22 protein-coding genes are annotated in these 20,892 nt (G+C 71.2%); 10 read left to right on the top strand and 12 right to left on the bottom strand.

Going from position 1 to position 20,892, the window contains the following annotated elements; translation table 11 throughout:
- Positions 1-44: 44 nt before the first annotated feature.
- From ACFUN8_RS21915 to ACFUN8_RS21905, 3 genes are all read right to left on the bottom strand, one after another.
- A complete protein-coding gene (locus tag ACFUN8_RS21915) occupies positions 45-950 on the bottom strand; it encodes an NmrA family NAD(P)-binding protein (protein WP_383640122.1) in 906 nt (301 codons plus the stop codon).
- The gene (locus ACFUN8_RS21910; RefSeq protein WP_383640119.1) at positions 947-2,107 is read right to left on the bottom strand and encodes an acyl-CoA dehydrogenase family protein; all 1,161 of its coding nucleotides are present in this window, start codon (positions 2,105-2,107) and stop codon (positions 947-949) included. Before ACFUN8_RS21910 ends, ACFUN8_RS21915 begins: the two co-directional genes overlap by 4 nt.
- 130 nt (positions 2,108-2,237) lie before the next feature.
- On the bottom strand, positions 2,238-2,534 hold the full coding sequence (locus ACFUN8_RS21905; protein WP_383640116.1) for an antibiotic biosynthesis monooxygenase family protein: 297 nt from the start codon (positions 2,532-2,534) through the stop codon (positions 2,238-2,240).
- A gap of 287 nt (positions 2,535-2,821) precedes the next feature.
- Between ACFUN8_RS21905 and ACFUN8_RS21900 the strand changes: the two genes are divergently transcribed.
- The 3 genes from ACFUN8_RS21900 to ACFUN8_RS21890 are packed head-to-tail and all read left to right on the top strand — an operon-like array spanning position 2,822 to position 6,372.
- Positions 2,822-4,234, top strand: a complete 1,413-nt coding sequence (locus ACFUN8_RS21900; RefSeq protein WP_383640113.1) for a family 2B encapsulin nanocompartment shell protein — start codon at positions 2,822-2,824, stop codon at positions 4,232-4,234.
- 35 nt (positions 4,235-4,269) lie between these two features.
- On the top strand, positions 4,270-5,478 hold the full coding sequence (locus tag ACFUN8_RS21895; protein ID WP_383640110.1) for a family 2 encapsulin nanocompartment cargo protein terpene cyclase: 1,209 nt from the start codon (positions 4,270-4,272) through the stop codon (positions 5,476-5,478).
- A gap of 15 nt (positions 5,479-5,493) precedes the next feature.
- A complete protein-coding gene (locus ACFUN8_RS21890) occupies positions 5,494-6,372 on the top strand; it encodes a geranyl diphosphate 2-C-methyltransferase (protein WP_383640107.1) in 879 nt (292 codons plus the stop codon).
- Between the two features lie 128 nt (positions 6,373-6,500).
- On the opposite strand, the gene ACFUN8_RS21885 is transcribed toward ACFUN8_RS21890, so the two are convergent.
- The 3 genes from ACFUN8_RS21885 to ACFUN8_RS21875 form a co-directional block, all read right to left on the bottom strand.
- Positions 6,501-6,656, bottom strand: coding sequence for a hypothetical protein (locus tag ACFUN8_RS21885; protein ID WP_383640105.1), 156 nt, complete (start codon positions 6,654-6,656; stop codon positions 6,501-6,503).
- 601 nt (positions 6,657-7,257) lie between these two features.
- Entirely contained in the window at positions 7,258-8,133 is an 876-nt protein-coding gene (locus tag ACFUN8_RS21880) for an NAD(P)H-binding protein (RefSeq protein WP_383640102.1), read from the bottom strand.
- Positions 8,133-8,585: a nuclear transport factor 2 family protein gene (locus tag ACFUN8_RS21875; protein ID WP_383640099.1), complete on the bottom strand. Its 453-nt coding sequence runs from the start codon at positions 8,583-8,585 to the stop codon at positions 8,133-8,135. Before ACFUN8_RS21875 ends, ACFUN8_RS21880 begins: the two co-directional genes overlap by 1 nt.
- A gap of 113 nt (positions 8,586-8,698) precedes the next feature.
- Here ACFUN8_RS21875 and ACFUN8_RS21870 point away from each other — a divergent pair, with 113 nt between their 5' ends.
- From ACFUN8_RS21870 to ACFUN8_RS21860, 3 genes are all read left to right on the top strand, one after another.
- Positions 8,699-9,301, top strand: coding sequence for a TetR/AcrR family transcriptional regulator (locus ACFUN8_RS21870; protein WP_383640131.1), 603 nt, complete (start codon positions 8,699-8,701; stop codon positions 9,299-9,301).
- 88 nt (positions 9,302-9,389) lie between these two features.
- Positions 9,390-10,082, top strand: coding sequence for a TetR/AcrR family transcriptional regulator (locus tag ACFUN8_RS21865; protein WP_383640097.1), 693 nt, complete (start codon positions 9,390-9,392; stop codon positions 10,080-10,082).
- A 70-nt stretch (positions 10,083-10,152) separates the two neighbouring features.
- Positions 10,153-11,307, top strand: a complete 1,155-nt coding sequence (locus ACFUN8_RS21860; protein WP_383640094.1) for an FAD-dependent oxidoreductase — start codon at positions 10,153-10,155, stop codon at positions 11,305-11,307.
- A 60-nt stretch (positions 11,308-11,367) separates the two neighbouring features.
- Here ACFUN8_RS21860 and ACFUN8_RS21855 read toward each other — a convergent pair whose 3' ends face one another.
- Together ACFUN8_RS21855 and ACFUN8_RS21850 are read right to left on the bottom strand one after the other, a co-directional pair.
- Positions 11,368-11,991 carry a CE1759 family FMN reductase gene (locus ACFUN8_RS21855; protein WP_383640091.1) on the bottom strand — a complete coding sequence of 208 codons (624 nt, stop codon included), beginning with the start codon at positions 11,989-11,991 and terminating at the stop codon, positions 11,368-11,370.
- Positions 11,988-13,091 (bottom strand): LLM class flavin-dependent oxidoreductase, encoded by a 1,104-nt coding sequence (locus ACFUN8_RS21850; RefSeq protein ID WP_383640128.1) that lies wholly within the window; start codon positions 13,089-13,091, stop codon positions 11,988-11,990. The genes ACFUN8_RS21855 and ACFUN8_RS21850 overlap by 4 nt, the downstream gene beginning before the upstream one ends.
- A 386-nt stretch (positions 13,092-13,477) precedes the next feature.
- On the opposite strand from ACFUN8_RS21850, the gene ACFUN8_RS21845 reads away from it, so the two are divergent.
- Both ACFUN8_RS21845 and ACFUN8_RS21840 read left to right on the top strand, forming a co-directional pair.
- Positions 13,478-14,161 (top strand): DUF3592 domain-containing protein, encoded by a 684-nt coding sequence (locus ACFUN8_RS21845; RefSeq protein ID WP_383640088.1) that lies wholly within the window; start codon positions 13,478-13,480, stop codon positions 14,159-14,161.
- Between the two features lie 200 nt (positions 14,162-14,361).
- Positions 14,362-15,450, top strand: a complete 1,089-nt coding sequence (locus ACFUN8_RS21840; protein WP_383640086.1) for a hypothetical protein — start codon at positions 14,362-14,364, stop codon at positions 15,448-15,450.
- Between the two features lie 34 nt (positions 15,451-15,484).
- Here the strand turns inward: ACFUN8_RS21840 and ACFUN8_RS21835 are convergent, their stop codons facing one another.
- From ACFUN8_RS21835 to ACFUN8_RS21825, 3 genes are all read right to left on the bottom strand, one after another.
- Positions 15,485-16,516 (bottom strand): hypothetical protein, encoded by a 1,032-nt coding sequence (locus ACFUN8_RS21835; protein ID WP_383640083.1) that lies wholly within the window; start codon positions 16,514-16,516, stop codon positions 15,485-15,487.
- Between the two features lie 187 nt (positions 16,517-16,703).
- Entirely contained in the window at positions 16,704-17,240 is a 537-nt protein-coding gene (locus ACFUN8_RS21830) for an EF-hand domain-containing protein (protein WP_383640080.1), read from the bottom strand.
- Between the two features lie 219 nt (positions 17,241-17,459).
- The gene (locus ACFUN8_RS21825) at positions 17,460-18,002 is read right to left on the bottom strand and encodes an FABP family protein (protein WP_383640077.1); all 543 of its coding nucleotides are present in this window, start codon (positions 18,000-18,002) and stop codon (positions 17,460-17,462) included.
- A 166-nt stretch (positions 18,003-18,168) separates the two neighbouring features.
- Between ACFUN8_RS21825 and htpX the strand changes: the two genes are divergently transcribed.
- Positions 18,169-19,074: a zinc metalloprotease HtpX gene (gene htpX / locus ACFUN8_RS21820; RefSeq protein WP_383640074.1), complete on the top strand. Its 906-nt coding sequence runs from the start codon at positions 18,169-18,171 to the stop codon at positions 19,072-19,074.
- Between the two features lie 56 nt (positions 19,075-19,130).
- Positions 19,131-19,715, top strand: coding sequence for a hypothetical protein (locus ACFUN8_RS21815; RefSeq protein ID WP_383640071.1), 585 nt, complete (start codon positions 19,131-19,133; stop codon positions 19,713-19,715).
- Here ACFUN8_RS21815 and ACFUN8_RS21810 read toward each other — a convergent pair.
- Positions 19,626-20,891, bottom strand: a complete 1,266-nt coding sequence (locus ACFUN8_RS21810; protein ID WP_383640069.1) for an MFS transporter — start codon at positions 20,889-20,891, stop codon at positions 19,626-19,628. The two genes, ACFUN8_RS21815 and ACFUN8_RS21810, sit on opposite strands and share 90 nt — an antisense overlap.
- Position 20,892 lies beyond the last annotated feature (1 nt).

The raw sequence follows: 20,892 nt of genomic DNA, 5'->3' as shown, positions 1-20,892 counted from the left end.
GTCGTAGAACCGGGGCCCGCCCGCCTTCCTCCGCGCCGTCCCGCTCAGCCCGAAGGGGCCACGGAGGAGTCGAGCCCGAACGCCCCCGCGTGGTCCCGCACCCAGGTGTGGAAGTCGCGCGCCGGACTGCCGGTGATCTCCTGGACCGTGGACAGCGCCTTCGGCGGATGCGCCGTGAAGTACCGCTCCACCCCGGCCAGCGCCCGCGCGAACTCCTCGGGAAGCTGCCGCGCGGCCAGCGCCACCCACTGCTCCTCGGGCACCCCCACCACCCGCAGGGGACGGCCCAGTTCGGCGGAGAGGATCTCCGCCCGCCGCGGCAGGGTCAGCACCTCGGGGCCCGACAGCGGGACGACGCGGCCGGCCCAGTCAGGCACCGGCGACCCCAGCACCACCGCGGCGACGTCGGCGATGTCCCGGGGATCGATGAGCGGCACCGCCAGTTCGGGATGCGGTACGCGCACGACCCCGTCACCGCGCAGCGCGGGTGCCCAGTGCAGCGCGAGCGAGGCGAAGGCCCCCGGCCGCAGGAAGACCCACGGCACCCCCGTGCCGCGCACGTGCCGCTCGCCCAGGACGTGTTTGCGGAACATCGGGTTCTCGTACGAGGGGTCGGCGGCGGCCGTCGCCGAGAGCACGACGATCTGCCGCAGCCCGGCGGCGCGGGCCGCCGCTTCGGAGAAGGACCGTCCCGCGTCCTCCTCCAGGAGGAGGAAGGCCCGGTCGACCCCTTTCAGCGCGGCGTCCAGGGACGGCACGTCGTGCAGATCCCCGAGCACCGGCTCCGCCCCCGTCCCGGCGAGCGCCGAGACCCGCTCGGGGCTGCGGACCAGGGCCCGCACCCGATTCCCGTCGGCCACCAGCTTCCGCACCAGGCGACCGCCCACGGCCCCGGTCGCCCCCGTCACGAGCACCGTGCCCGTCGTCGTGCCCGTCCCCGTGCCTGTCATCGCGCCTCCTTCAAGGCCCAGGCGCCGTACGCGGTCCCGGCGGAGTCGAAAGAGAGAGCCACGTGCGACGCGGCGGCGTTCACGTCCCGCCAGAAACGCTGCACCGGATCGGACTCGGTCTGCCCCGACGTACCGCTCGCCCGCATGATCCGGCCCACCGCGGCCACCAGCAGCTCCACCGCGAGTGCGGTGTCTCTCGGACCCCGTAGCGCCGAATCGTCCCCCGACACCCGCGCGTCACCGTCCGCGACCGCCGCCGCGCGCAGGACCAGCAGCTCGGCCGCGTCCACCTCGCCGGCCGCCCGCGCCAGCGTCGACTGAACGAGCGGTGACGCCGCCACCGCCCGGCCCCTGGCATCCACCCGCAGCGAGGTACGCGCGGTCCAGGCACGCAACGCGCCCCGTACCGCGCCGATCAGCGGGGCGACGAAGGGCAGCGCGCCGACCTCCGCCATCCGCACCGTGTGACAGCGCGCCACGGACCCCGGGGCGCGACCGGCCAGCACCCGGGCACGCGGGAACGACCGGTGCTCCGGCACCACGACCCCGTCCAGGACGAGCGTGTCGCTGCCGGTGGCCCGCATCCCGGACGTCGACCAGGTGCGCTCGATACGGTGCTCGGCACGCGGGACCGCGAAGAACCGCACCTCGTCGTCCTCGCCGGTGTCGTCGTCGCGCACCGTCGCGCAGGCCAGCACCCAGTCCGCGTGGTGCACGCCGCTGATGTACGGCCAGTCACCCGTCAGCCGCCACCCCCGTGAGGTGCGCTCCACCTTCCCCGAGGGGATCAGGGCGCCCGCCAGCAGCACGTCGGGTCCGCCGCCCCAGATCTCCTCCTGCGCCTGGGGCGGCAGGTACGCGGCGTAGCGCCCCGCGTACGCGGCGAGCGAAGCCGCCCAGGCTGCGGAGGTGCAGCCCTCACCGACGCGCGCGACCGCCTCCGTCAGTTCGGCGAAGCCGCCGTCGGCGCCCCCGTGGACGGCCGGTACGAAATGTCGTGCGAAGCCCGCCTCGACCAGTGCCGCGACGACCTCGGGGGCGAGCCGGCGATCCTCTTCCCCGGCCTTCGCGTGGGCCGCCGCGACCCGCGCGACGGCCACCGCCCCGGAGCCGACACCCGCTGGGGCACGGTCTGTTGTCGTGATGTGCTCGGTCATGGTTCCACCACCTCCGGCACGAACCTGTCCCGCCCGGCTGGAGCCGCGCTCGACTCACGGTGGACGACACCGAACGGCGGCGATGTGCCGTACCGGGCGTCCCGGCCGGGAGGGACTTCGAAGACAGGGTCTAGCCTTCGTGACCGGTGTCCTCCACCGTCTCGTACACCTCGGGCGCCGTCTCCGCCTGCGCCCGCAGCCGCTCGAAGAGGGCGGCGGCCCCCGGCGCCGTCGCGGCGGCGCGGTGCGCGCCCGCGTCCGACCAGTGGGCGATCATCGCCCAGCGCTCCGGCCGGGCCGTCCCACGGTGCAGGCGCAGGTCGAGGAAGCCCGGCCGGGCGCGCATATGGGCGCAGATCGCGTCCAGCGCCGAGCGGAACAGCGCCTCGTCGCCGTGGACCGTCATCTGATTGATCATCGTCACCATGCGCCCATCAGACACCGGAGCGCTCAAGTCCCGCTCAAGCGGGGCCACGTACCGGCCGACGGGTCCGGCCACCGTCCCGCTCGGCACTCGTTGATCGCATCGTTCGAACACCGCCGGTCAGTCGGATAAACCTCATGGCCAGCAAGATCGCCGTATCGAGGTAACCCGGCGGATTCTTCGGCCGAGTTGGGCGCGACGGCCGTTAGCGTTCCCCTGGATCTGGACGGATTGCCCGTGATTGCGCGGATGTCCGTCGAGTACCGCCGTCGCTAAGGAGAACCCACCCGATGACCGTCGACAGCAGCCCGGAAGCACAGCAGGAGTCGCCACCGCAGTCCAGTCTCGGTACCGCGGCTGCCCGTAACCTCGCCACCACCACCAAGTCCGCCCCGCAGATGCAGGAGATCACCTCTCGGTGGCTGCTGCGGACGCTTCCCTGGGTCGAGACCAAGGGCGGTGCCTACCGGGTGAACCGTCGGCTGACGTACACCGTCGGCGACGGGCGCGTGGAGTTCGTTCAGGACGGTGCCAACGTCCGGGTGATCCCCCGCGAACTCGGCGAACTGGCCCTGCTGAGCGGCTTCGAGGACGTCGAGGTGCTGAGCGCGCTCGCCGACCGGTGCGTCCAGCGCGACTTCCGCGCGGGCGAGACGCTGGCCGAACGCGGTACGCCCGCCGAGCAGATCCACCTCATCGCACACGGCCGTGTCAACCAGACCTCCGTCGGCAAGTACGGCGACGAGCTGGCCGTCGCGGTCCTCGCCGACGGCGACCACTTCGGTGAGGACGCGCTCCTGGACTCCGAAGCGAGGTGGGACCACACCGCGACCGCCGAGACCAACGGCACCCTTCTCACCCTGTCCCGGGCCGACTTCGCCGCCGTACTGTCCTCGGCGCCCGGCCTGCGGGCCCATGTCCAGGGGTTCAGCTCGATTCCCCACCAGCGGCAGAACCGGCACGGCGAGGCCGAGATCGCGATGTCGGCCGGCCACACCGGCGAGGCCGCGCTGCCCGGCGCGTTCGTGGACTACGAACTGAAGCCGCGCGAGTACGAACTCTCCGTCGCCCAGACCGTTCTGCGCGTCCACACCCGGGTCGCCGACCTCTACAACGGGCCGATGAACCAGACCGAGGAGCAACTGCGCCTCACCGTCGAGGCGTTGCGTGAGCGCCAGGAGTACGAGCTGGTCAACAACCGGGAGTTCGGCCTGCTCCACAACGCCGACTTCAAACAGCGCATCCAGCCCCACTCCGGTCCGCCCACCCCGGACGACCTGGACGAGCTGCTCTGCCGCCGCCGTGGCACCAAGGTCTTCCTCGCCCATCCCAGGACGATCGCGGCGATCGGGCGTGAGCTGAACGCCCGCGGGCTCTATCCGGACCACGTCGACCTCGGCGGCCAGCAGGTCCCGGCCTGGCGCGGTGTACCGATCCTGCCCTGCGGCAAGATCCCCATCACCAAGCAGAACACCAGCTCGATCATCGCCATGCGCACCGGCGAGGACAACCAGGGCGTCGTCGGGCTGCGCCAGACCGGCCTGCCGGACGAGTACGAACCGGGGCTGTCGGTCCGCTTCATGGGCATCAGCGAGCAGGCGATCATCTCGTACCTGGTCAGCACCTACTACTCCGCCGCCGTCCTGGTGCCCGACGCGCTCGGCATCCTGGAGAACGTGCAGATCGCCCGTACACGGCCGTAGTACCGACCGGGCACCTCGACCCCAAGGAGTTACGGATGCCCGATCCCGGGCCTTCCTCTCTGCAGCCGAGTCCGTCCGCCGCCGAGGTGGGGCGACCGAGCCCCGCCCTGGAGCGGATCCTGGGCGGCCCCAGTGGTCTGGGCACGGCGAGCCTGCACCTGGGCCGACCCGCGGCACCTCCGACTCCCCCCGAAACCACCGCTCTCCCGGACCCCCCGGGGCCCGAGAGCCCCGGGCAGGACGTGGAGGACGTGGAGGACGTGGGGGGCAGACCGATCCCCGGCCTCTACCACCACCCGGTGCCGCGGCCCGACCCGGCGCGGGTGGCGGAGGTCGGACGCCGGATCAGAACGTGGGCGGTGGACGAGGTCCAGGCGTTCCCGCCGGAGTGGCAGGACCAGTTCGACGGCTTCTCCGTCGGCCGCTACATGGTCGCCTGCCATCCGGACGCCCCCACCGTCGACCACCTGATGATCGCCACCCGGCTGATGGTCGCCGAGAACGCGGTCGACGACTGCTACTGCGAGGATCACGGCGGCTCGCCCGTCGGACTCGGCGGCCGTCTTCTGCTGGCGCACACGGCCCTCGACCCCCTGCACACGACGAAGGACTACGAGCCGCAGTGGGCGGAGTCGCTCCGGTCCGACGGACCCCGGCGCGCCTACCGCTCCGCGATGGAGTACTTCTGCCGGCAGTCCACTCCCTCGCAGGCCGACCGGTACCGGCACGACATGGCCCGTCTGCACCTGGGCTATCTCGCCGAGGCCGCGTGGGCCGAGACGGATCACGTACCGGAGGTGTGGGAGTACCTGGCGATGCGCCAGTTCAACAACTTCCGCCCCTGCCCCACGATCACCGACACCGTCGGCGGCTACGAACTGCCCGCGGACCTGCACGCCCAGCCCGCCATGCAGCGGGTCATCGCGCTCGCCGGCAACGCCACCACCATCGTCAACGACCTGTACTCGTACACCAAGGAACTCAAGAGCCCCGGACGGCACTTGAACCTGCCCGTGGTGATCGCCGAACGTGAGCGGGTCTCCGACCGGGACGCCTATCTGAAGGCGGTCGAGGTCCACAACGACCTCATGCACGACTTCGAAGCCGAAGCCGCCGCCCTGGCGGCCGCCTGCCCCGTCCCGAGCGTGCTGCGTTTCCTCCGGGGAGTGGCCGTGTGGGTCGACGGCAACCACTACTGGCACCAGACCAACACCTACCGATACAGCCTGCCCGATTTCTGGTAAGGAGCGCATTTCACTGTGACCAGCACCCAGCTCAGCACCGGCACGTCCGTGTACATCCCCGCCCCGGCGTCGCCGTACCAGGGGGACATCGCCCGCTACTGGGACGGTGAGGCCAGGCCCGTGAATCTGCGTCTCGGCGACGTCGACGGGCTCTACCACCACCACTACGGCCTCGGCGACGTCGACCACGCGGCCCTGGGGGACTCGGACGACAGCGGGTACGAGAAGAGGCTGATCGCCGAGCTGCACCGGCTGGAGTCGGCCCAGGCCGAAGTCCTTCTGGACCAGCTCGGTTCCATCGGGCGCGACGACACACTCATGGACGCCGGCTGCGGCCGGGGCGGCTCGATGGTCATGGCCCATCAACGCTTCGGCTGCACGGTCGAGGGCGTCACCCTGTCGGCCAAACAGGCCGAGTTCGCCAACCGGCGCGCCCATGAACTCGGCATCGAGGACCACGTCCGGGCCCGCGTGTGCAACATGCTCGACACGCCCTTCGAGACGGGACAGGCCGCGGGCTCGTGGAACAACGAGTCGAGCATGTACGTCGATCTGGACGACCTCTTCGCCGAACACTCCCGCGTCCTCAGGATCGGCGGCCGCTATGTGACCATCACCGGCTGCTGGAACCCGCGTTACGGCCAGCCCTCGAAGTGGGTCTCCCAGATCAACGCGCACTTCGAGTGCAACATCCACTCCCGCCGGGAGTATCTGAAGGCCATGGCCGACAACCGTCTCGTACCGCAGGCCATCATCGACCTGACCCCCGAGACGCTGCCCTACTGGGAGCTGCGGGCCACGTCTTCGCTGGTCACCGGTATCGAGGAGGCGTTCATCAACTCGTACAAGGACGGCTCCTTCCAGTACCTGCTGATCGCGGCCGACCGCGTCTGACCGAAAGCTGAGCGACAACCGACCGAAGGCCACTGAAGCCGACCGGAAGGTCCGGGCCGCCCGTCAACCCACGGACGGATCCGGACCTTCCGGCGGGGCAGGGCGGACCCGGCCGGCGGGGTGGATCGTCAGCCCGTGGAGCCGGCCGCGTAGAACGCCTGAACGGCGAGGCCGATCCACTCGGGCCGCTCCCAGGTGCTCCAACGGGCCCGCGCGGCCTTCTCGATCGCCGTCGCCGCCTCGTCGTCGCCGCCTCGTCGTCGCCGCCTCGTCGGCGGACGCACCGCTCGTACGCAGCCGCTCGACCTCGTCGCGGACGATAGGTCAGGTAGTCGCGTACGTCGCGGATCAGCGAGGTGTGCGCCGGGCCGACGGTGCGCAGCACCGCCGTACGGCCGCCGAGGTCGATCTCGGCCCGGTCGTCGTCCACGAGATCGGGGTCGACCAGCTCGACGCCGTCGAGTTCGGCCGCGACGGCGGGGCTCATTCTCCGGAACATGTCGATGTACGCGGAGCCCTTGCGGTGCAGTTCATCGCGCTGGCCGCGGTTGTACACGATCGTGGCCGCGCTCTTGAACGCCTGCGCTCCGAAGCCGTGTTCGGGGTGGAAGCGCGTGATCGTCGGATAGACCGGAAGCGGCCCGCCCCGGGGCCGACTTCGTCGTCTGGGCCGCCATCCACGGACTCGCGACGCTGCTCGTCGACGGGCTGGCCCGGCTCGACGAGCCGCAGGCCGTCGCTCGCGAGGCGGAGCGCGTCGTACGGGCGGTCCTCACCGGCCTGACGCGGGAGGCCGTACCGCCCCAGAACTGGCCGACCGTACGCTCGGCCCACACGGAACGCCGCGCCGGACAGTAGGACGGCCGACGGGTCGTGCGCGCCGGCTCAGGCCAACTCCCGCTCGGCGAAGGCGCGGAAGGTGCCCGGAGCACGGCCGGTGATCCGCCGCACCGTGTCGGTGGTGCGGTCCTCGGCCCCCTCCGAGATGGAGCGGTCCAGGCCGGCGAGCAGCGCGGCGTACTCGGTGGGCATCGAGAGTGCCAGACGGTCGCGCATCTGCTCGTACGTCAGTTGTCGATGGGTGACCGCCCGGCCCGTGACCTCGGCGAGTACGGCGGCGATGTCGCCGTAACTCAGCGCCTGTGGGCCGGTGATGAGCAGTTCGCTGTTCGGGGCCCGGGTGTCGGTCAGCGCGTGGACGGCGACGCCGGCGATGTCGTCGGCGTCGATGAATCCGACCCGGCCCTCACCGGTGGCCGTCTCGACCGTCCCGTCCGTTCGGACGCTCTGTGCGTGCGGGTGGTCGCCGGTGAAGTTCTGCATGAACCACGAGGGCCGCAGTACCGCCCATTCGTCGAACAGGCCGGGCAGCGCCTGGTGGATCTGTCCCGTGGACGGACCGCCGGCGGGGATCGCCGACGAACTGAGCAGTACGGCGCGGCGCACCCCGGCCTTACGGGCCTGCTTGAGGAAGGGCAGCATGACGGCGGCCGGCTCCAGGGAGCCGAGCGGCGGTAGGAGATAGACCCGGTCCGTGCCGCTGAGAGCGTCGCCGTACGTCGTGGGGTCGCTCCAGTCGAAGCGGACGGCCTCGGCGCCGGTCACGGCGGTGGCGCGTCGGCTCGCGGCCTTCACGCGGTCCCCGCCCACGGCGAGTTGGGCGGCGACGCGGCTGCCCGTGGTACCGGTGGCGCCTATGACCAGGGTCGTGCCGGGCGTCGTCGTGCTTCCGGGGGTGGTCATCCGTCCGGGAGTGCTCATCAGTTCTTCCCTGTGAAGTCGACCGAGGGGTCCTGGACCGCGAGCGGGTTCCAGTAGTCGCGGTAGTGGGTGATGAGGCCGTTCTTGACGGTCACCACGGCGATGTAGCTCATGTCGAACGGCTTGTCGGTCTCCACCAGCCGGCCCACCCCGCGCATCTCGACCACGATCGTCTCCGCGACGGTGGTCCGGTGGATCTCCACGTCGGGGAAGTCGTGGACGTCGATGTGGTCGGGGTAGCCGCGCATGTAGTCGCCGATCGCGGCCTTGCCGTCCAGCCGCTTCGGCCAGCCGTCGGGCGCGAACGGGAATTCGAGCACGCCGTCGGCGTCCCAGAGGTCGACCCAGGCGGGGATGTCCTTGTCCACCAGCAGCCGCAGTCCTTGGCGGTACAGGTCCGCCGGTGTGGGTGTGGGTGTCAGTGCGGGTGCCGGTGCCGTGTTCGTGGGCATGAGGTGCTCCATCCAGTACGATACGGACCGTGGGTCCGCTTCCTGTCGAACGATACGGACCTTGGGTCCGCTTTGCAAGCGACGGAAGGAACCTCATGTCAGCGCCAGTGCCGGTGCCCGAGCGCAAACCGCGTAAGGACGCGGCCCGCAACCGGGTGGCCGCCCTCGCGGCGGCCGACGACCTCTTCGCCCACTGCGAGAGCCCCGAGTCGGTGACGATGGCCGACATCGCGGCGGCGGCCGGTGTCGGCAAGGCGACGCTCTTCCGCGCTTTCGGCGATCGCACCGGCCTGATCCACGCGCTGTACGAAGCACGGCTCGAACCGGTCGCGAGCGCCATCGAGGAGGGCCCGCCGCCGCTCGGGCCCCACGCCCCGGCGCGACAGCGCGTGCCCGCCCTGCTCGACGCCGTCCTGTGCTTCAAGCTCGACAACCGCCACCTCGCCCTGGCCCTGGAAGGGATCGGCGGCGACAGCCCGTACCGGGCGGGCCACTACCGGCGGTGGCACGGCACACTCCAGGCCGTACTGGAGCAGATCCCCGGCCTCACGGACAGCGATTTCACCGCCCACGCGCTGCTCGCCGCCACCCGCGCCGACCTCGTCGAACACCTCGCGGGTCAGCAACGCGTGCCGCGTGAACTGATGCGGGCGCAACTGGCGGCCTTCACGGCCAAGGTCCTGGGCTCCGAAGCGTCCGAAGCCCCTCCGGGCTGACGGTCGAGCCTGCCGAAGGGGAGGGGGTGGTTGGGCGCAGGATCGGCCGAACTTGTTCGTGACGAACATGTTCGTTACGCTCGTGGGTATGACATCACGTCCCCCCGCCCCAAAGAGCCGCCGCGAGCGTCCGGCCAAGCCCGCGCTCAGCCATCAGGGCATAGTCGAGGCAGCCGTACGGATCATGCGTACGGAGGGCCTGCGGCGCGTCACCATGCGCCGTCTCGCGAAGGAGCTGGACACCGGGCCCGCGTCCCTCTACGTCTACGTCGCCAGTACGGCGGAGCTGCACGCCGCGATCCTGGAGGAGTTCCTGGGCGCCGTCGATCTGCGCCCCGTGACGGTCCGAGGGGACTGGCGCGAGCGGCTCGCCTCGGTCCTCATCTCGTACACGCGCGTCCTGTTCGAGCACCCGACCCTCGCGCACTCCGCGCTCGTCGCCCGGCCGTCCGGCGCCAACTACCTGGCGCTGGTCGAGGCGGTCCTCGCCCTGCTGGACGAGGGCGGTGTCCCCGGGGACCAGGCCGCGTGGGGCGTGGACGTGCTGCTCCAGGTGGCCACCGCCACCGCCGCCGAGCAGTCCACCCGTGCCGAGGACACCGACGCGAGGGACGACCACAACGCACTCGCCCGGACCCTGCGCGAGGTGTCGGCCGACACCCACCCCCGTATCGCCGCGCTCGCCGACGACCTGGTGTCCGGCACGCCGCGCGAACGCCTGAGCTGGATGTTCCGCACGGTCGTCAACGGCGCGCTGACCACACCTCGGCAACAGCCCTGAACCCGGCCCCGGCGCGCCCCGTCGGCAGTGCCTCCCCTGCACCTCACACCCCTGAAGAAGGAGCACCCCCATGACCACCACCACCCACCACCCGATCGCCGTCATCGGCGGCGGCCTCGGCGGCCTGACCCTCGCCCGCGTCCTGCACGTCCACGGCATCGACGCCACGGTCTTCGACCTGGAGGCGTCCCCGAACGCGCGGACGCAGGGCGGCATGCTCGACATCCACGAGGAGACCGGCCAGGCCGCGCTCCGCGAGGCCCGGTTGCACGACGGGTTCCTCGCCAAGGTCCACGCCGGCGGCCAGGCGCTGCGGGTCCTCGACAAGCACGCGCACGTCCTGCGCGAAGAGCGGGACGACGGTACGGGAGGGCGCCCCGAGATCGACCGGGGCGACCTGCGCGACCTGCTGGTCTCCTCACTTCCCGAGGGCACCGTCCGCTGGAACGCCAAGGCGGTCTCGTGCCGCGCGCTGGGTGACGGCAGGCACGAGGTCACGCTGGCCGACGGCCACGTGTTCACCACGGATCTGCTCATCGGCGCCGACGGCGCCTGGTCCCGCGTCCGGCCGCTGATGTCCGCCGAGACGCCCGTCTACACCGGCATCTCCTTCGTCGAACTCGACCTGCACGACGCGGAGAAGCGCCATCCCGGGAGCGCGGCGGTGATCGGCGACGGCATGTGCTTCGCGCTCGGCGACGAGAAGGGCTTCCTCGCCCACCGCGAGACGGACGGCAGTCTGCACATCTACGCGGCGCTGCGCGCGGACGAGAAGTGGCTGGGCACCATGGACTTCACCGATCCGGACACCGACGCCGTGAAGAGGGACCTGCTGAAGCACTTCGACGGCTGGGCCCCCGCCCTGCGTGATCTCGTCGCCGACGCGGACGGCCCGCTCGTGCCCCGCCACATCCACGCCCTGCCCATCGGCCACCGCTGGTCCCGGGTCCCGGGGACGACGCTCCTCGGCGACGCGGCCCATCTGATGTCACCCTTCGCCGGAGAGGGCGCCAACCTCGCCCTGATCGACGGCGCGGACCTCGGGCGCTGCCTCGCCGAGCATCCCGGCGACCGGGAGGCGGCGCTGACGGCGTACGAGGAGATCCTCTTCCCCCGCTCCGAGGAGACGGCCAAGCAGTCCGCCGAGGGCCTGGAGACCATCTTCGCCGCGACCGCGCCGCGTCCGCTCCTCGACATGTTCGCCCTGTTCGACGAAGCGCGATGACGGCCCGCCGATCCGTCGGGACCGACCTCGGGACGGGCACGGCGCCGCCTCGGGACGGCCTCAGGACCGGTCGCGGCCCAGGAGTTGTTCCATGGCGGCGGCGCCCTCGTTGAAGGCGTCGCGCCTGCGGTGGGGGCCGCATCCCTGGACCAGGCGGGCGTAGTCGGCCGCGGCGGCCGTGATGCGGTCGCGCAGGACCGCCGCCCCGTCCGACCGGGAGCCGAAGTCGTCGGTGGCGGCGTACACGCCCCGCGACGACACGATGGCGTGCAGGTACGAGAACATCGGCCGCAGCGCGTGTTCGAGAACGAGCGAGTGCCGTTCGGTGCCGCCCGTGGCTCCCATCAGTACGGGCATGTCCGACAGCGTCTCCTCCGGGAGCACGTCGAAGAAGGACTTGAAGAGACCGCTGAAGGAAGCGTTGAACGCGGGGGTGACCGCGATGACCCCGTCGGCGTCCGCGACCGTACCGAACGCCTCTTCGAGCGGCGCGGCCGGGAAGCCGCTGAACATCGCGTCGATGATGGCGTGCCCCAGGGGGCGCAGTTCGACGAACGAGGACTCCACCGTGGTCCCGGCGGCGGTGAGTTGTGTACGTACGGCCGCCTCCAGGCGGTTGGCGAGCATGCGCGTCGAGGAGGGCTCGCGCAGTCCGCCGGTGATGATCGTCAGTTTGGTCGTCACGTGTTCCCCGCATCCCTCGCGTCCCGCTCGTCGCGTTCCCGCAGCAGCGACTGATGTGTGGGGGCCGCCGGTGCCTCGGCGGACCTGCCGACGGCGAATTCCTTGCGGAGGACCGGCACCACCTCATCCCCCAGGAGGTCCAGCTGCTCCAGCACGGTCTTGAGCGGGAGTCCCGCGTGGTCGAGGAGGAACAACTGGCGCTGGTAGTCGCCCGCGTACTCACGGAAGCCCAGCGTCTTGTCGATCACCTGCCGCGGGGAGCCGACGGTCAGGGGCGTGAGCGAGCTGAACTCCTCCAGCGACGGCCCGTGCCCGTACACGGGCGCGTTGTCGAAGTACGGCCGGAACTCCCGTACCGCGTCCTGGCTGTTGGGGCGCATGAACACCTGTCCGCCGAGGCCGACGACGGCGGACTCCGGGGTGCCGTGCCCGTAGTGCGCGAAGCGCTGCCGGTACATCTCCACCATCTTCCGGGTGTGCGACGCCGGCCAGAAGATGTGGTTGGCGAAGAATCCGTCTCCGTAGTAGGCGGCCAGTTCCGCGATCTCGGGGGTACGGATGGAGCCGTGCCACACGAAGGGCGGGATGCCGTCCAGCGGGCGGGGCGCGAGGGTGAAGCCCTGCAGGGGCGAGCGCAACTTGCCCTCCCAGTCGACCACTTCCTCGCGCCACAGCCGGCGCAGCAGGTCGTAGTGCTCGACGGTCAGGGGAATGGCCTGACGGATGTCCTGGCCGAACCACGGATAGACCGGCCCGGTGTTCCCACGCCCCAGCATCACGTCCGTCCGGCCGCCCGACAGGTGCTGGAGGACGCTGAAGTCCTCGGCGATCTTGACCGGGTCGTTCGTGGTGATCAGCGTGGTCGAGGTCGACAGGATGATCCGCTCGGTCAGCGCGGCGATGTGCCCGAGCAGGGTGGTGGGGGAGGAGGGCACGAAGGGCGGATTGTGGTGCTCTCCGGTGGCGAAGACGTCGAGGCCGACCTCCTCCGCCTTACGGGCCACGGTCACGGTGGCCCGGATACGTTCCGCCTCGGTCGGAGCACGGCCTGTGGTCGGGTCGGGGGTCACGTCACCCACGGTGAAGATTCCGAACTGCATCCCGGTCATGCCGCCGGCGCCTCCCTCCTCGATGGTCTCCTGGACTCACGAATGCCAAAGGGACTTACAAAACACCTCATTTCTACCCTCGGAGGTGTGCGTTGAATCCGGCCGCGCACACCGGAGGACGGGCGGACACGCAGGGGACTGCCGGTCGCCGGGCCCCTGCGGCATGATGATCGCGGATCGGCGCCGGGCGGCGGGGTGACGACAGGGGGCGGACATGAACTGGCACGGGGTGCTGCTGCTGTGGTGCGCGGTCTGCGGCGTACTCGCGCTGATCGGGTACGGCCGGTCACTCGCCGGCGTCACCCGGGCGCAGCGGGCGGTGCGGGTCCCGGGGCGGATAGCCGAGGTACGGAAGCGACGGCTCGGCCGGGATACCCGTGACGATCGCCTTTCCCGACCCCGCCACCGGACAGGAGCACGTCCTGCCCTACGTGGCCGGGGACAGCGGGATCCGGCTGGACACGGTGTGGGTGGGCCGCGAGCTGGCGGTGCTCCACCCACCCGGCGAGCCCGCCGATTTCACGATCGAATACGACCTCGGGGACAACCGGCACGGCCTGGCCTGGCCGCACTTCCTGGCCTTCCTGCTGTACGCGGGGCTGGTCGCCGACACCTCGATCAGACATGGCTACCCGTGGATCCTCCTCGGCGTGGGCGTGCCACTGACCGTCGTCATGGCGGTCGCCCTGCCTGACGAATTCCGCATCGCGCGCCGCCGCGCCGCGAGACGGGACGCCGCCGTCGCCGTGCCCGGCCGGGTCGTGGCCGTCCTCAGGACCGAGCACGAGGACGGGGAGGGCTCCTGGACCAGCTACGCGGCCGTGATCACCTTCACCACGCGCGAGGACACGGTTGTCACCGCCCGCTTCCGCGTCGAGCGGAACGATCCGGCCACCGCGTACGGCCGGGAAGTCACCGTTCACCACTCACCCGAGGCCCCCGAGGTCTTCAGCCTGGACGGTGCCGCCGGTCGGCGCTCCGAGGTCAGGGACGTCGCCTTCGTCGCCCTGTGCCTGCTGCTGGGCGCGGCCGCGTCGGTCACGGGCGCGGTACTGCTGTGACGGCGCCCGGTCCGCGGCGTCCGGAAGTCAGGCCCTAGTCTTGCCGGATGCGTATCGGGGGCATCGGGGAAAGCGGCGACGGCGGTAACGGTAGCGGTAGTGACGGCGGCGGTAGTGACGGCGGCGGCGCCCCGGAGAGTTCTGCCGAGCGGCCGGGGTTCCGTGGCCGGCTGCGTCGAGCGGGGAAGTACCAACTCCTCGTGGTGGGAACGGCGTTCGTGGTGCTGGTGGCCGGAGTCGCCGTCGCGGTGGGCGTCACCGGTGACGAGGACGGCGAGAAGTGCCACGAGGTCCCCGCGTCGGTCCGGGCGCTCGCCGACGACCCCGCGGCGGCCACGAAGGCCCTGGATCCCGGGGACGAACTCGACCGGCTCTCGTCCGCGACGCGTCTGCTGGCGCACGGCGCGGTGTGCGGCGACGGGGCTCGCGTACTGGGCCGTGTCGTGGACGCGGGTACCCGCGCCGCAGGGCCCGGCGAGCCGCACACCGCGGCGCAGGCCCGTAGCGCGTACGCGGTGGCGGCGGCCCTGAGCGGCGAGGAGCTTCCGGCGGGGCTCGCGCCGGGTGTGGCACGGATGCTGGCCGAGTACGTGGTGGACGTCGGACGGGACGACGGCTTCGGCGGGAATGACGCGACCAGCCCGGTGGCCCTGCCCGATGAGGCCCTGCCCGACAAGAACGGCTACACGGAACTCGGCCGCTTCCTCGCGCCCGGCGAGGCTCACACCAGATTCGAGTACGACGACTTCGACGCCGACACGGACATGAAATCCCTGGTGGCCGAACTCGCCGAGGACCCCGAGGCGTTCGCCGTTCTCTACGACGCCGAACGCGCCAATCTGGCCGCCTACCTGGAGCGGTTGACCGATGAGGGCGGTGACCCCGACTTCCGCTCCTCCCCGGCCGACCGCGGATCGGGCCCGACGATCTGGCCGGACAACGATCTGCAGGACCTGGCGGGCCGGGTGGGCACCTTGATGAAACACCGCGCCAACCACACCAGGGACGGCACGATCTCCGACCTCGACGCCTTCGACCGGTCCGTGCGCGAGCACAGCCGGGGCACGTTCCGGCCGGCCGGGAAGCAGCTGAAGACCCGTATCCCGGTGGGCGACATAGCGGACCGGCCCGTGGCCGGCCCCGTGCGGGGCGAGCTGACGGACGGCCGGGAGCAGCTGTTCACCGTGCTGGACAGCTGGGCGGAGCAGCGCCATGTACCGGACCGACGAGCCGCCGCCATGCGGCAGTTGATGGACGACTTCTATGTCCGGGGGCTGTGGGTCAGGTAGTTACGCGGACGCGACGGCGTGACCCGGCGTCCCGTCAGGAGTGGAACCGGAGACCCGAGCAGCCGTGCCGGCGGACCTCGTCCCGCGCGAACTCCTTGAACATCCGCTCCTTGGCCGCCGCGTCGACCCCGGGAATGTCAGGGGTGGCGCTCAAGGCGTAGTTGGCGGCCTCGCCGTCGCAGCGCGCGCTCGCGGTTCCCGATCGGGGGATGCCGTCGTTGTCGTACGCCGTGAGCCGGTTGCTCCAGTCGCCGTACCAGGACACGAAGGCGAGCCTTGAGCCGTCCCGCCAGGATTCGTCGTCGCTCCCGGACAGAAGCTCGCAACGCCCCGTCGGGGCCGCGCTGTTCGCGCCCACCCTGATCCGCCAGTCGCCGCCCTCCGGCAGCCCGGCCCGGGACACCCACGCGCAGGCCGTGTCCCCCGCCTCGGCCACGGGGACCGTCGGCACATCGTCCGCGGCGTCGGTCCGTGGAAGGTCCTTCTTCGGGGGCTCGATCGCCTCGGCGCCACAACCCACCTTGTCCGAGGCCGAGTTGGCGAACGCCGCGGCGATACGGTACGCGGCCGACCGCGTCTTGGCGGGAATGCTCTGCCCCAGGTAGGTCTGCACCATCAGCTTGCGCTGTCGGCCCTGACCGTCCTTGCCGAGATCCGGGCAGGACACGAGGAACCGGATGGAGCCGTACTGGTCGACGAAGCCCGGCAGACTCCCGGGCAGCGGCGCCTGGTCGTCGAACCCTTCCTCGGAGAAGACCGCCATGAAAGCCCGGTCCTGGTCGTCGCGCCGGGTGTACGCCGACATCGTGATGGTCCGTTCCCCGGAGACGTTGTGACCGTCGAAGGTGAGCGAACAGGAGTAGGAGCCGAGCGACTCCGTACGCTTCGATTCCGCCGACTTCAGGTCGGCGTCCGCCGGCGTGAGACTCTTCAGGGCGTCGCGCGGCAGCGCGCCGTCGCACGCCTGACGGACCAGCAGCCACTCCTGCGCGGAGGGCGCGGCCAGATACCCGCCCAGCCCGAGCACGGCCGCAGCCACCACGGAGACCTTCACCCAGCGCCGCATCGTTCCCCCGTCGTACCGGCCACCCGGAGGCGTCCGGTGCCTTCCGTACGTACCGCCGCACCCTAACTCGTCGGTGCCGACGGCCTACCGGCCGGGGAATGCTCCGTGGGTACGCGGGGCTCCGGGGGCGGCCCGACGCGGAGCCGGGGCCCGGCTCCCCCTCGCCAGGCCCACGTCCTTCGCCTGGTCAGGGCCCCGCGACGCCGGTCAGGTGGTCGCCGGGGATACCGGCCTTCTCGGGACGGTAGTAGTCCCTGATTCCCTCCGCCCAGACGGCCTCCGCGATCCGGTCACCGTCAACGGGGCCGAAGGCGTCGAACAGCGCGTCGATCCGGGACCGTTCGAAGCCGATGGCGATCATCAGGGACATGAAGACGGGCCGGGCCACGAGACCGTCGCCCTCCGGCGAGCCGAGCGCGGCCAGCGCCTTGGCGAACTCGTCGATCGTCGCCTCGAACCGCTCCGGCGACAGCACACACGCGGTGAACTCCTCCCGGCTGATCCGCCCGTCACCGTTGGCGTCCAACTCGGTGACCAGGGTCCGCCAGTAGCGACGACAGGACTGGAGCAGCGCGCTCTTCGCGGCCTCGTCCGACGCGGGCGCCGCCGCGGACACCCGGCTACCCAGCAGCTCGAAGTCCTCGGCCTCCAGACAGCCGTTCCCGTCGGCGTCGAGCAGGGAGAAGACAAGTTCGACACGGTCGGTCGCCTCGACGGTACGCATGGGCGCTCACCTTTTCTCTCCGGTCCTCCGACCGGAGCCCGTGCCCCGGCGGCTCCCTCACTATCCGGCGGGCGCGGGAGCCGGAGTGCGGAAAGCCGCTGTGCTGCACACGAACGGGGGCAATCCACCGGTCCGCGCATGAAACGCCCCGGCCTGGACAGCGAAGGAGCCCGGCCGCGCGGCCGGGCCCACCTCATGCCCGTACCACCCGCCGCGTCACTACCTGCCGCGTCGCAGGTGCGCCGAGAGGTGGTGCTGCAGCGGCTGGCCCACCGCCGCCAGATCGTGGACGAACGTGAGCGCGCCGTCGTCGGTCAGGGTGTAGCGCCTACGGGTGGCGTCGACCTGCTTGGCCGTGGGGGTGCGGGCCACCTCCGTGGTGGCGAGGTCGACCGTGTCCGCCGCCGCGTGGCCCACCGCGATCTCCGCGATACCGGTGGGCTGGGTGATCAGCGCCTCCACCCGGCCGTCGGGCTGTAGCCGCCACCAGCCGCTCTCGCGGGCCGACGGACGCAGCGGTACGTCGTCGGCGTCGACCAGCCAGGCCCGCGTCTCGTAGTGGAGGAAGGGGCGGCCGTCATGGCTGAAGGTGATCTCCTGCGCGTACGTGAAGTCCCCGGCGAGTGTCGGATATCCGCCGCGGCCCCGGCCGTGCCACGTACCCAGGAGACCGAGCACGGGCGCGAGCAGGGCGTGCGGCGCGGGTGCCTCGTCCGGTCGGTGGGCATCGGGATACGGGTGCTCTGGTACGAGGTCGAACACGGTTCGCGCTCCTGGGATCGAGGCCGGTGCAGGGTGGCAGCCTAGGGCCTGACCCTTCCGTGGTGGGCCGGGCCACTGGTCCCGTATCGTCCATACATTCTATTTACGTCGTTTTGCCGAGATGTGGAGGAAAATGGCAGAAGTAGAGATCTGACGGAGGCGAGCGATGACACGAACCCGCTATACGAAGGACCGCGGCCTGACCACTCGCATGGTGACGACCATGTTCCTGATCGGCCTGCTGTACGTGGTCCTGGTCGGTGTGCTGCTGGCCGTGCTGGGGAAGTTCTGGCCGGTGATCCTGATCCTCGCCGGGGCGCTCTTCGTCGCCCAGTTCTGGTTCAGCGACAAGATCGCGGCCTTCGGCATGGGCGCCCACGAGGTCACCCCCGAGCAGGCGCCCGAGCTGCACGGCGCCGTGGACCGTATCTGCGCGCTGGCCGACATGCCCAAGCCCAAGGTGGCGATCTCGGACAGCGACATACCGAACGCCTTCGCCACCGGCCGGAGCGAACGCAGCGCACTGATCTGCGCCACCACCGGCCTGCTCCGCAGACTGGAACCGGAGGAGCTGGAGGGCGTCCTCGCCCACGAGATGTCGCACGTCGCGCACCGCGACGTCGCCGTCATGACCATCGCGTCGTTCCTGGGTGTGCTGGCGGGCCTGCTGACCCGCTTCGCCCTCTACAGCGGGCTGTCGAGGAGCGCCGGCAACTCCGGCCCCCTCGGTATCGCGTTCCTGCTGATTCCGCTGGTCAGCGCGGTGGTGTACGCGGTCGGCTTCCTGCTCACACGGCTGCTCTCCCGCTATCGCGAGCTGTCCGCCGACCGTACGGCGGCGCTGCTCACCGGACGGCCCTCGGCCCTCGCGTCGGCGCTGACCAAGGTGGACAGCCAGATGGCGCGGATCCCGACGCGGGACCTGCGCAAGGCGGAGCCGTACAACGCCTTCTTCTTCGTGCCGGCCTTCTCCTCCGGCGAGAGCCTGGGGCGGCTGCTCTCCTCCCACCCGACACTGGAACAGCGGCTGGACCAGCTGGGCCGGATGTCCGCCGAGCTCGCCCGCCCGTGAATCCGCCGCCCGTGAATCCGCCGCCCGTCCGATCGTCACCGTGAGGAGCTGGTCCCGTGGGCCTTCTCGACACCATCCTCGGCCGGAGCAAACCGGTCCGCCCGGATCTCGACCAGCTCTTCGCCCTCCCGTCCGCCGCACTCACCCTCCAGGCCGGGGCCGGCTACACACCCACCGGCCTCGGCTCGGTCTGTTTCGCCGGGGTCGAGGGCGGCGGCTTCGCCCGGATCAGACAGGACGTACAGGAACTGCTCGACGCGGACACCGGCGAGGGCAGCCACCCCGTGGAGTTCAGCCAGGATTCGTACGGTTACACCTGGCTGCTCGCCCGGCAGGCACCCGGTGACACGGCCTCGCTGGTCAACGATCTGCACGCGGTCAACACCCTGCTCCAGGACGGCGGTTTCGGCCCGCAGCTCCTCTGCTCACTGATCAGTTTCCGGGACACGGAGCAGCGGCCGCTCGCCCTCGTCTATCTCTACAAGCGCGGCAGCTTCTACCCCTTCGCACCGCTGCCCGGTGCCGCCGAGAAGCGGGACAACCAGCGGGAGCTACAGGTCAGGGCGGTCCTCGGCGACGACCTGCGGATGGAGTCCGACCTCGCCCGCTGGTTCCCCGTCTGGGGTGCCCCCGGGCTCTGACCGCGCCTCGGCGCTCCGCCGCGCCGTTGCCCCGGACCTGGGCGCGCCCGGTTCGGGCAGGGTACGGAACAGCAGCCAGCTCAGCGCGGGCATCAGGATCAGTGGTGTCAGGGCCGTACGCAGGGATGTCGCGTCGGCGACCGCGCCGACGAGGGGGCTGGCCAGGCCGCCGATGCTGACGGTCAGCCCCAGGGTGATCCCGCCGGCGGTGCCGACGCGCGTGGGCAGATAGTCCTGGCCGAGGGTGACCTGCAGTGAGAAGGGGACGTACAGGCCGGCCGAGGTCAGTGCCACACACACGAAGACCGCCGGGCCGGGGACGAACACGATCCCCGCGACGGCGGGGATCGAGACCAGATACGACCAGCGGGCGACCGTGACCCGGTCCCAGCGGTCCGCCAGGGCGCCGCCCAGCACCGAGCCCACCGCGCCGCCGCAGTAGAGCACGAACAGCGCCGCCGTGCCCGCCGTCCTGCTGCCGCCCGGACGCTGCTCGATGTAGAGCGAGATGAACGTGCTCAGACCGACGAAGACGACGGACCGGCAGACCACGGCCAGCGACAGCCTCACGAAGGAGGCCACGTCGTCGGTGGCCGGCACGACCGCCTTGTCGGAGCGGGCATCCGCCGACTTCCGCAGGGCCCGCAGGACGGGCAGACACAGCACGCTGCCCGCGAGGGCCGGCACCACGAGCAGCGGCGACAGGCGCAGACCGCCGGTGGCGACGACCGCGGTGACCAGGAGCGGCGCGGTGGCGAAGCCCAGGGTGCCACCGAGCGAGAACCAGCCCATCGCGCTGTGGCTGCCCTCGCTGGCGAGCCGTGCGACGCGGGCGGACTCGGGATGGTAGGCGGCGACCCCGATGCCGGACACCGCGACGAACGCCAACGTCATGGCGTACGAACCACTCAGACCGCTCAGCGCGATCCCCACCCCGCCGAGGATCGTGCCCGCCGGCAGCAGCCAGGGCATCGCCCAACGGTCGGTGAGCGCGCCGAACACCGGCTGCACCACCGAGGACAGCAGTGACGCGGCGAGCACGATGCCCGAGACCGCGGCGTAGCTGTAGGCGCGTTCGGCGACGAAGAACGGCACCAGCGACGCGACAGCGCCCTGGTACACGTCCACGCAGGCGTGGCCGACCGCGAGCAGGATGATCGATCTGTTCCTCGGCACC

Source organism: Streptomyces sp. NPDC057307 (genome assembly GCF_042667665.1).
Taxonomy (GTDB): domain Bacteria; phylum Actinomycetota; class Actinomycetes; order Streptomycetales; family Streptomycetaceae; genus Streptomyces.
This window is presented reverse-complemented; position numbering and strand designations above follow the sequence as displayed.

What these genes read in the sequence shown, in the direction of transcription:
- ACFUN8_RS21915 (WP_383640122.1), bottom strand. Translation starts at nt 950, where the DNA reads ATGACAGGCACGGGGACGGGCACGACGACGGGCACGGTGCTCGTGACG.
- ACFUN8_RS21910 (WP_383640119.1), bottom strand. Translation starts at nt 2,107, where the DNA reads ATGACCGAGCACATCACGACAACAGACCGTGCCCCAGCGGGTGTCGGC.
- ACFUN8_RS21905 (WP_383640116.1), bottom strand. Translation starts at nt 2,534, where the DNA reads ATGGTGACGATGATCAATCAGATGACGGTCCACGGCGACGAGGCGCTG.
- ACFUN8_RS21900 (WP_383640113.1), top strand. Translation starts at nt 2,822, where the DNA reads ATGACCGTCGACAGCAGCCCGGAAGCACAGCAGGAGTCGCCACCGCAG.
- ACFUN8_RS21895 (WP_383640110.1), top strand. Translation starts at nt 4,270, where the DNA reads ATGCCCGATCCCGGGCCTTCCTCTCTGCAGCCGAGTCCGTCCGCCGCC.
- ACFUN8_RS21880 (WP_383640102.1), bottom strand. Translation starts at nt 8,133, where the DNA reads ATGAGCACTCCCGGACGGATGACCACCCCCGGAAGCACGACGACGCCC.
- ACFUN8_RS21875 (WP_383640099.1), bottom strand. Translation starts at nt 8,585, where the DNA reads ATGCCCACGAACACGGCACCGGCACCCGCACTGACACCCACACCCACA.
- ACFUN8_RS21865 (WP_383640097.1), top strand. Translation starts at nt 9,390, where the DNA reads ATGACATCACGTCCCCCCGCCCCAAAGAGCCGCCGCGAGCGTCCGGCC.
- ACFUN8_RS21860 (WP_383640094.1), top strand. Translation starts at nt 10,153, where the DNA reads ATGACCACCACCACCCACCACCCGATCGCCGTCATCGGCGGCGGCCTC.
- ACFUN8_RS21850 (WP_383640128.1), bottom strand. Translation starts at nt 13,091, where the DNA reads ATGCAGTTCGGAATCTTCACCGTGGGTGACGTGACCCCCGACCCGACC.
- ACFUN8_RS21835 (WP_383640083.1), bottom strand. Translation starts at nt 16,516, where the DNA reads ATGCGGCGCTGGGTGAAGGTCTCCGTGGTGGCTGCGGCCGTGCTCGGG.
- ACFUN8_RS21830 (WP_383640080.1), bottom strand. Translation starts at nt 17,240, where the DNA reads ATGCGTACCGTCGAGGCGACCGACCGTGTCGAACTTGTCTTCTCCCTG.
- htpX (WP_383640074.1), top strand. Translation starts at nt 18,169, where the DNA reads ATGACACGAACCCGCTATACGAAGGACCGCGGCCTGACCACTCGCATG.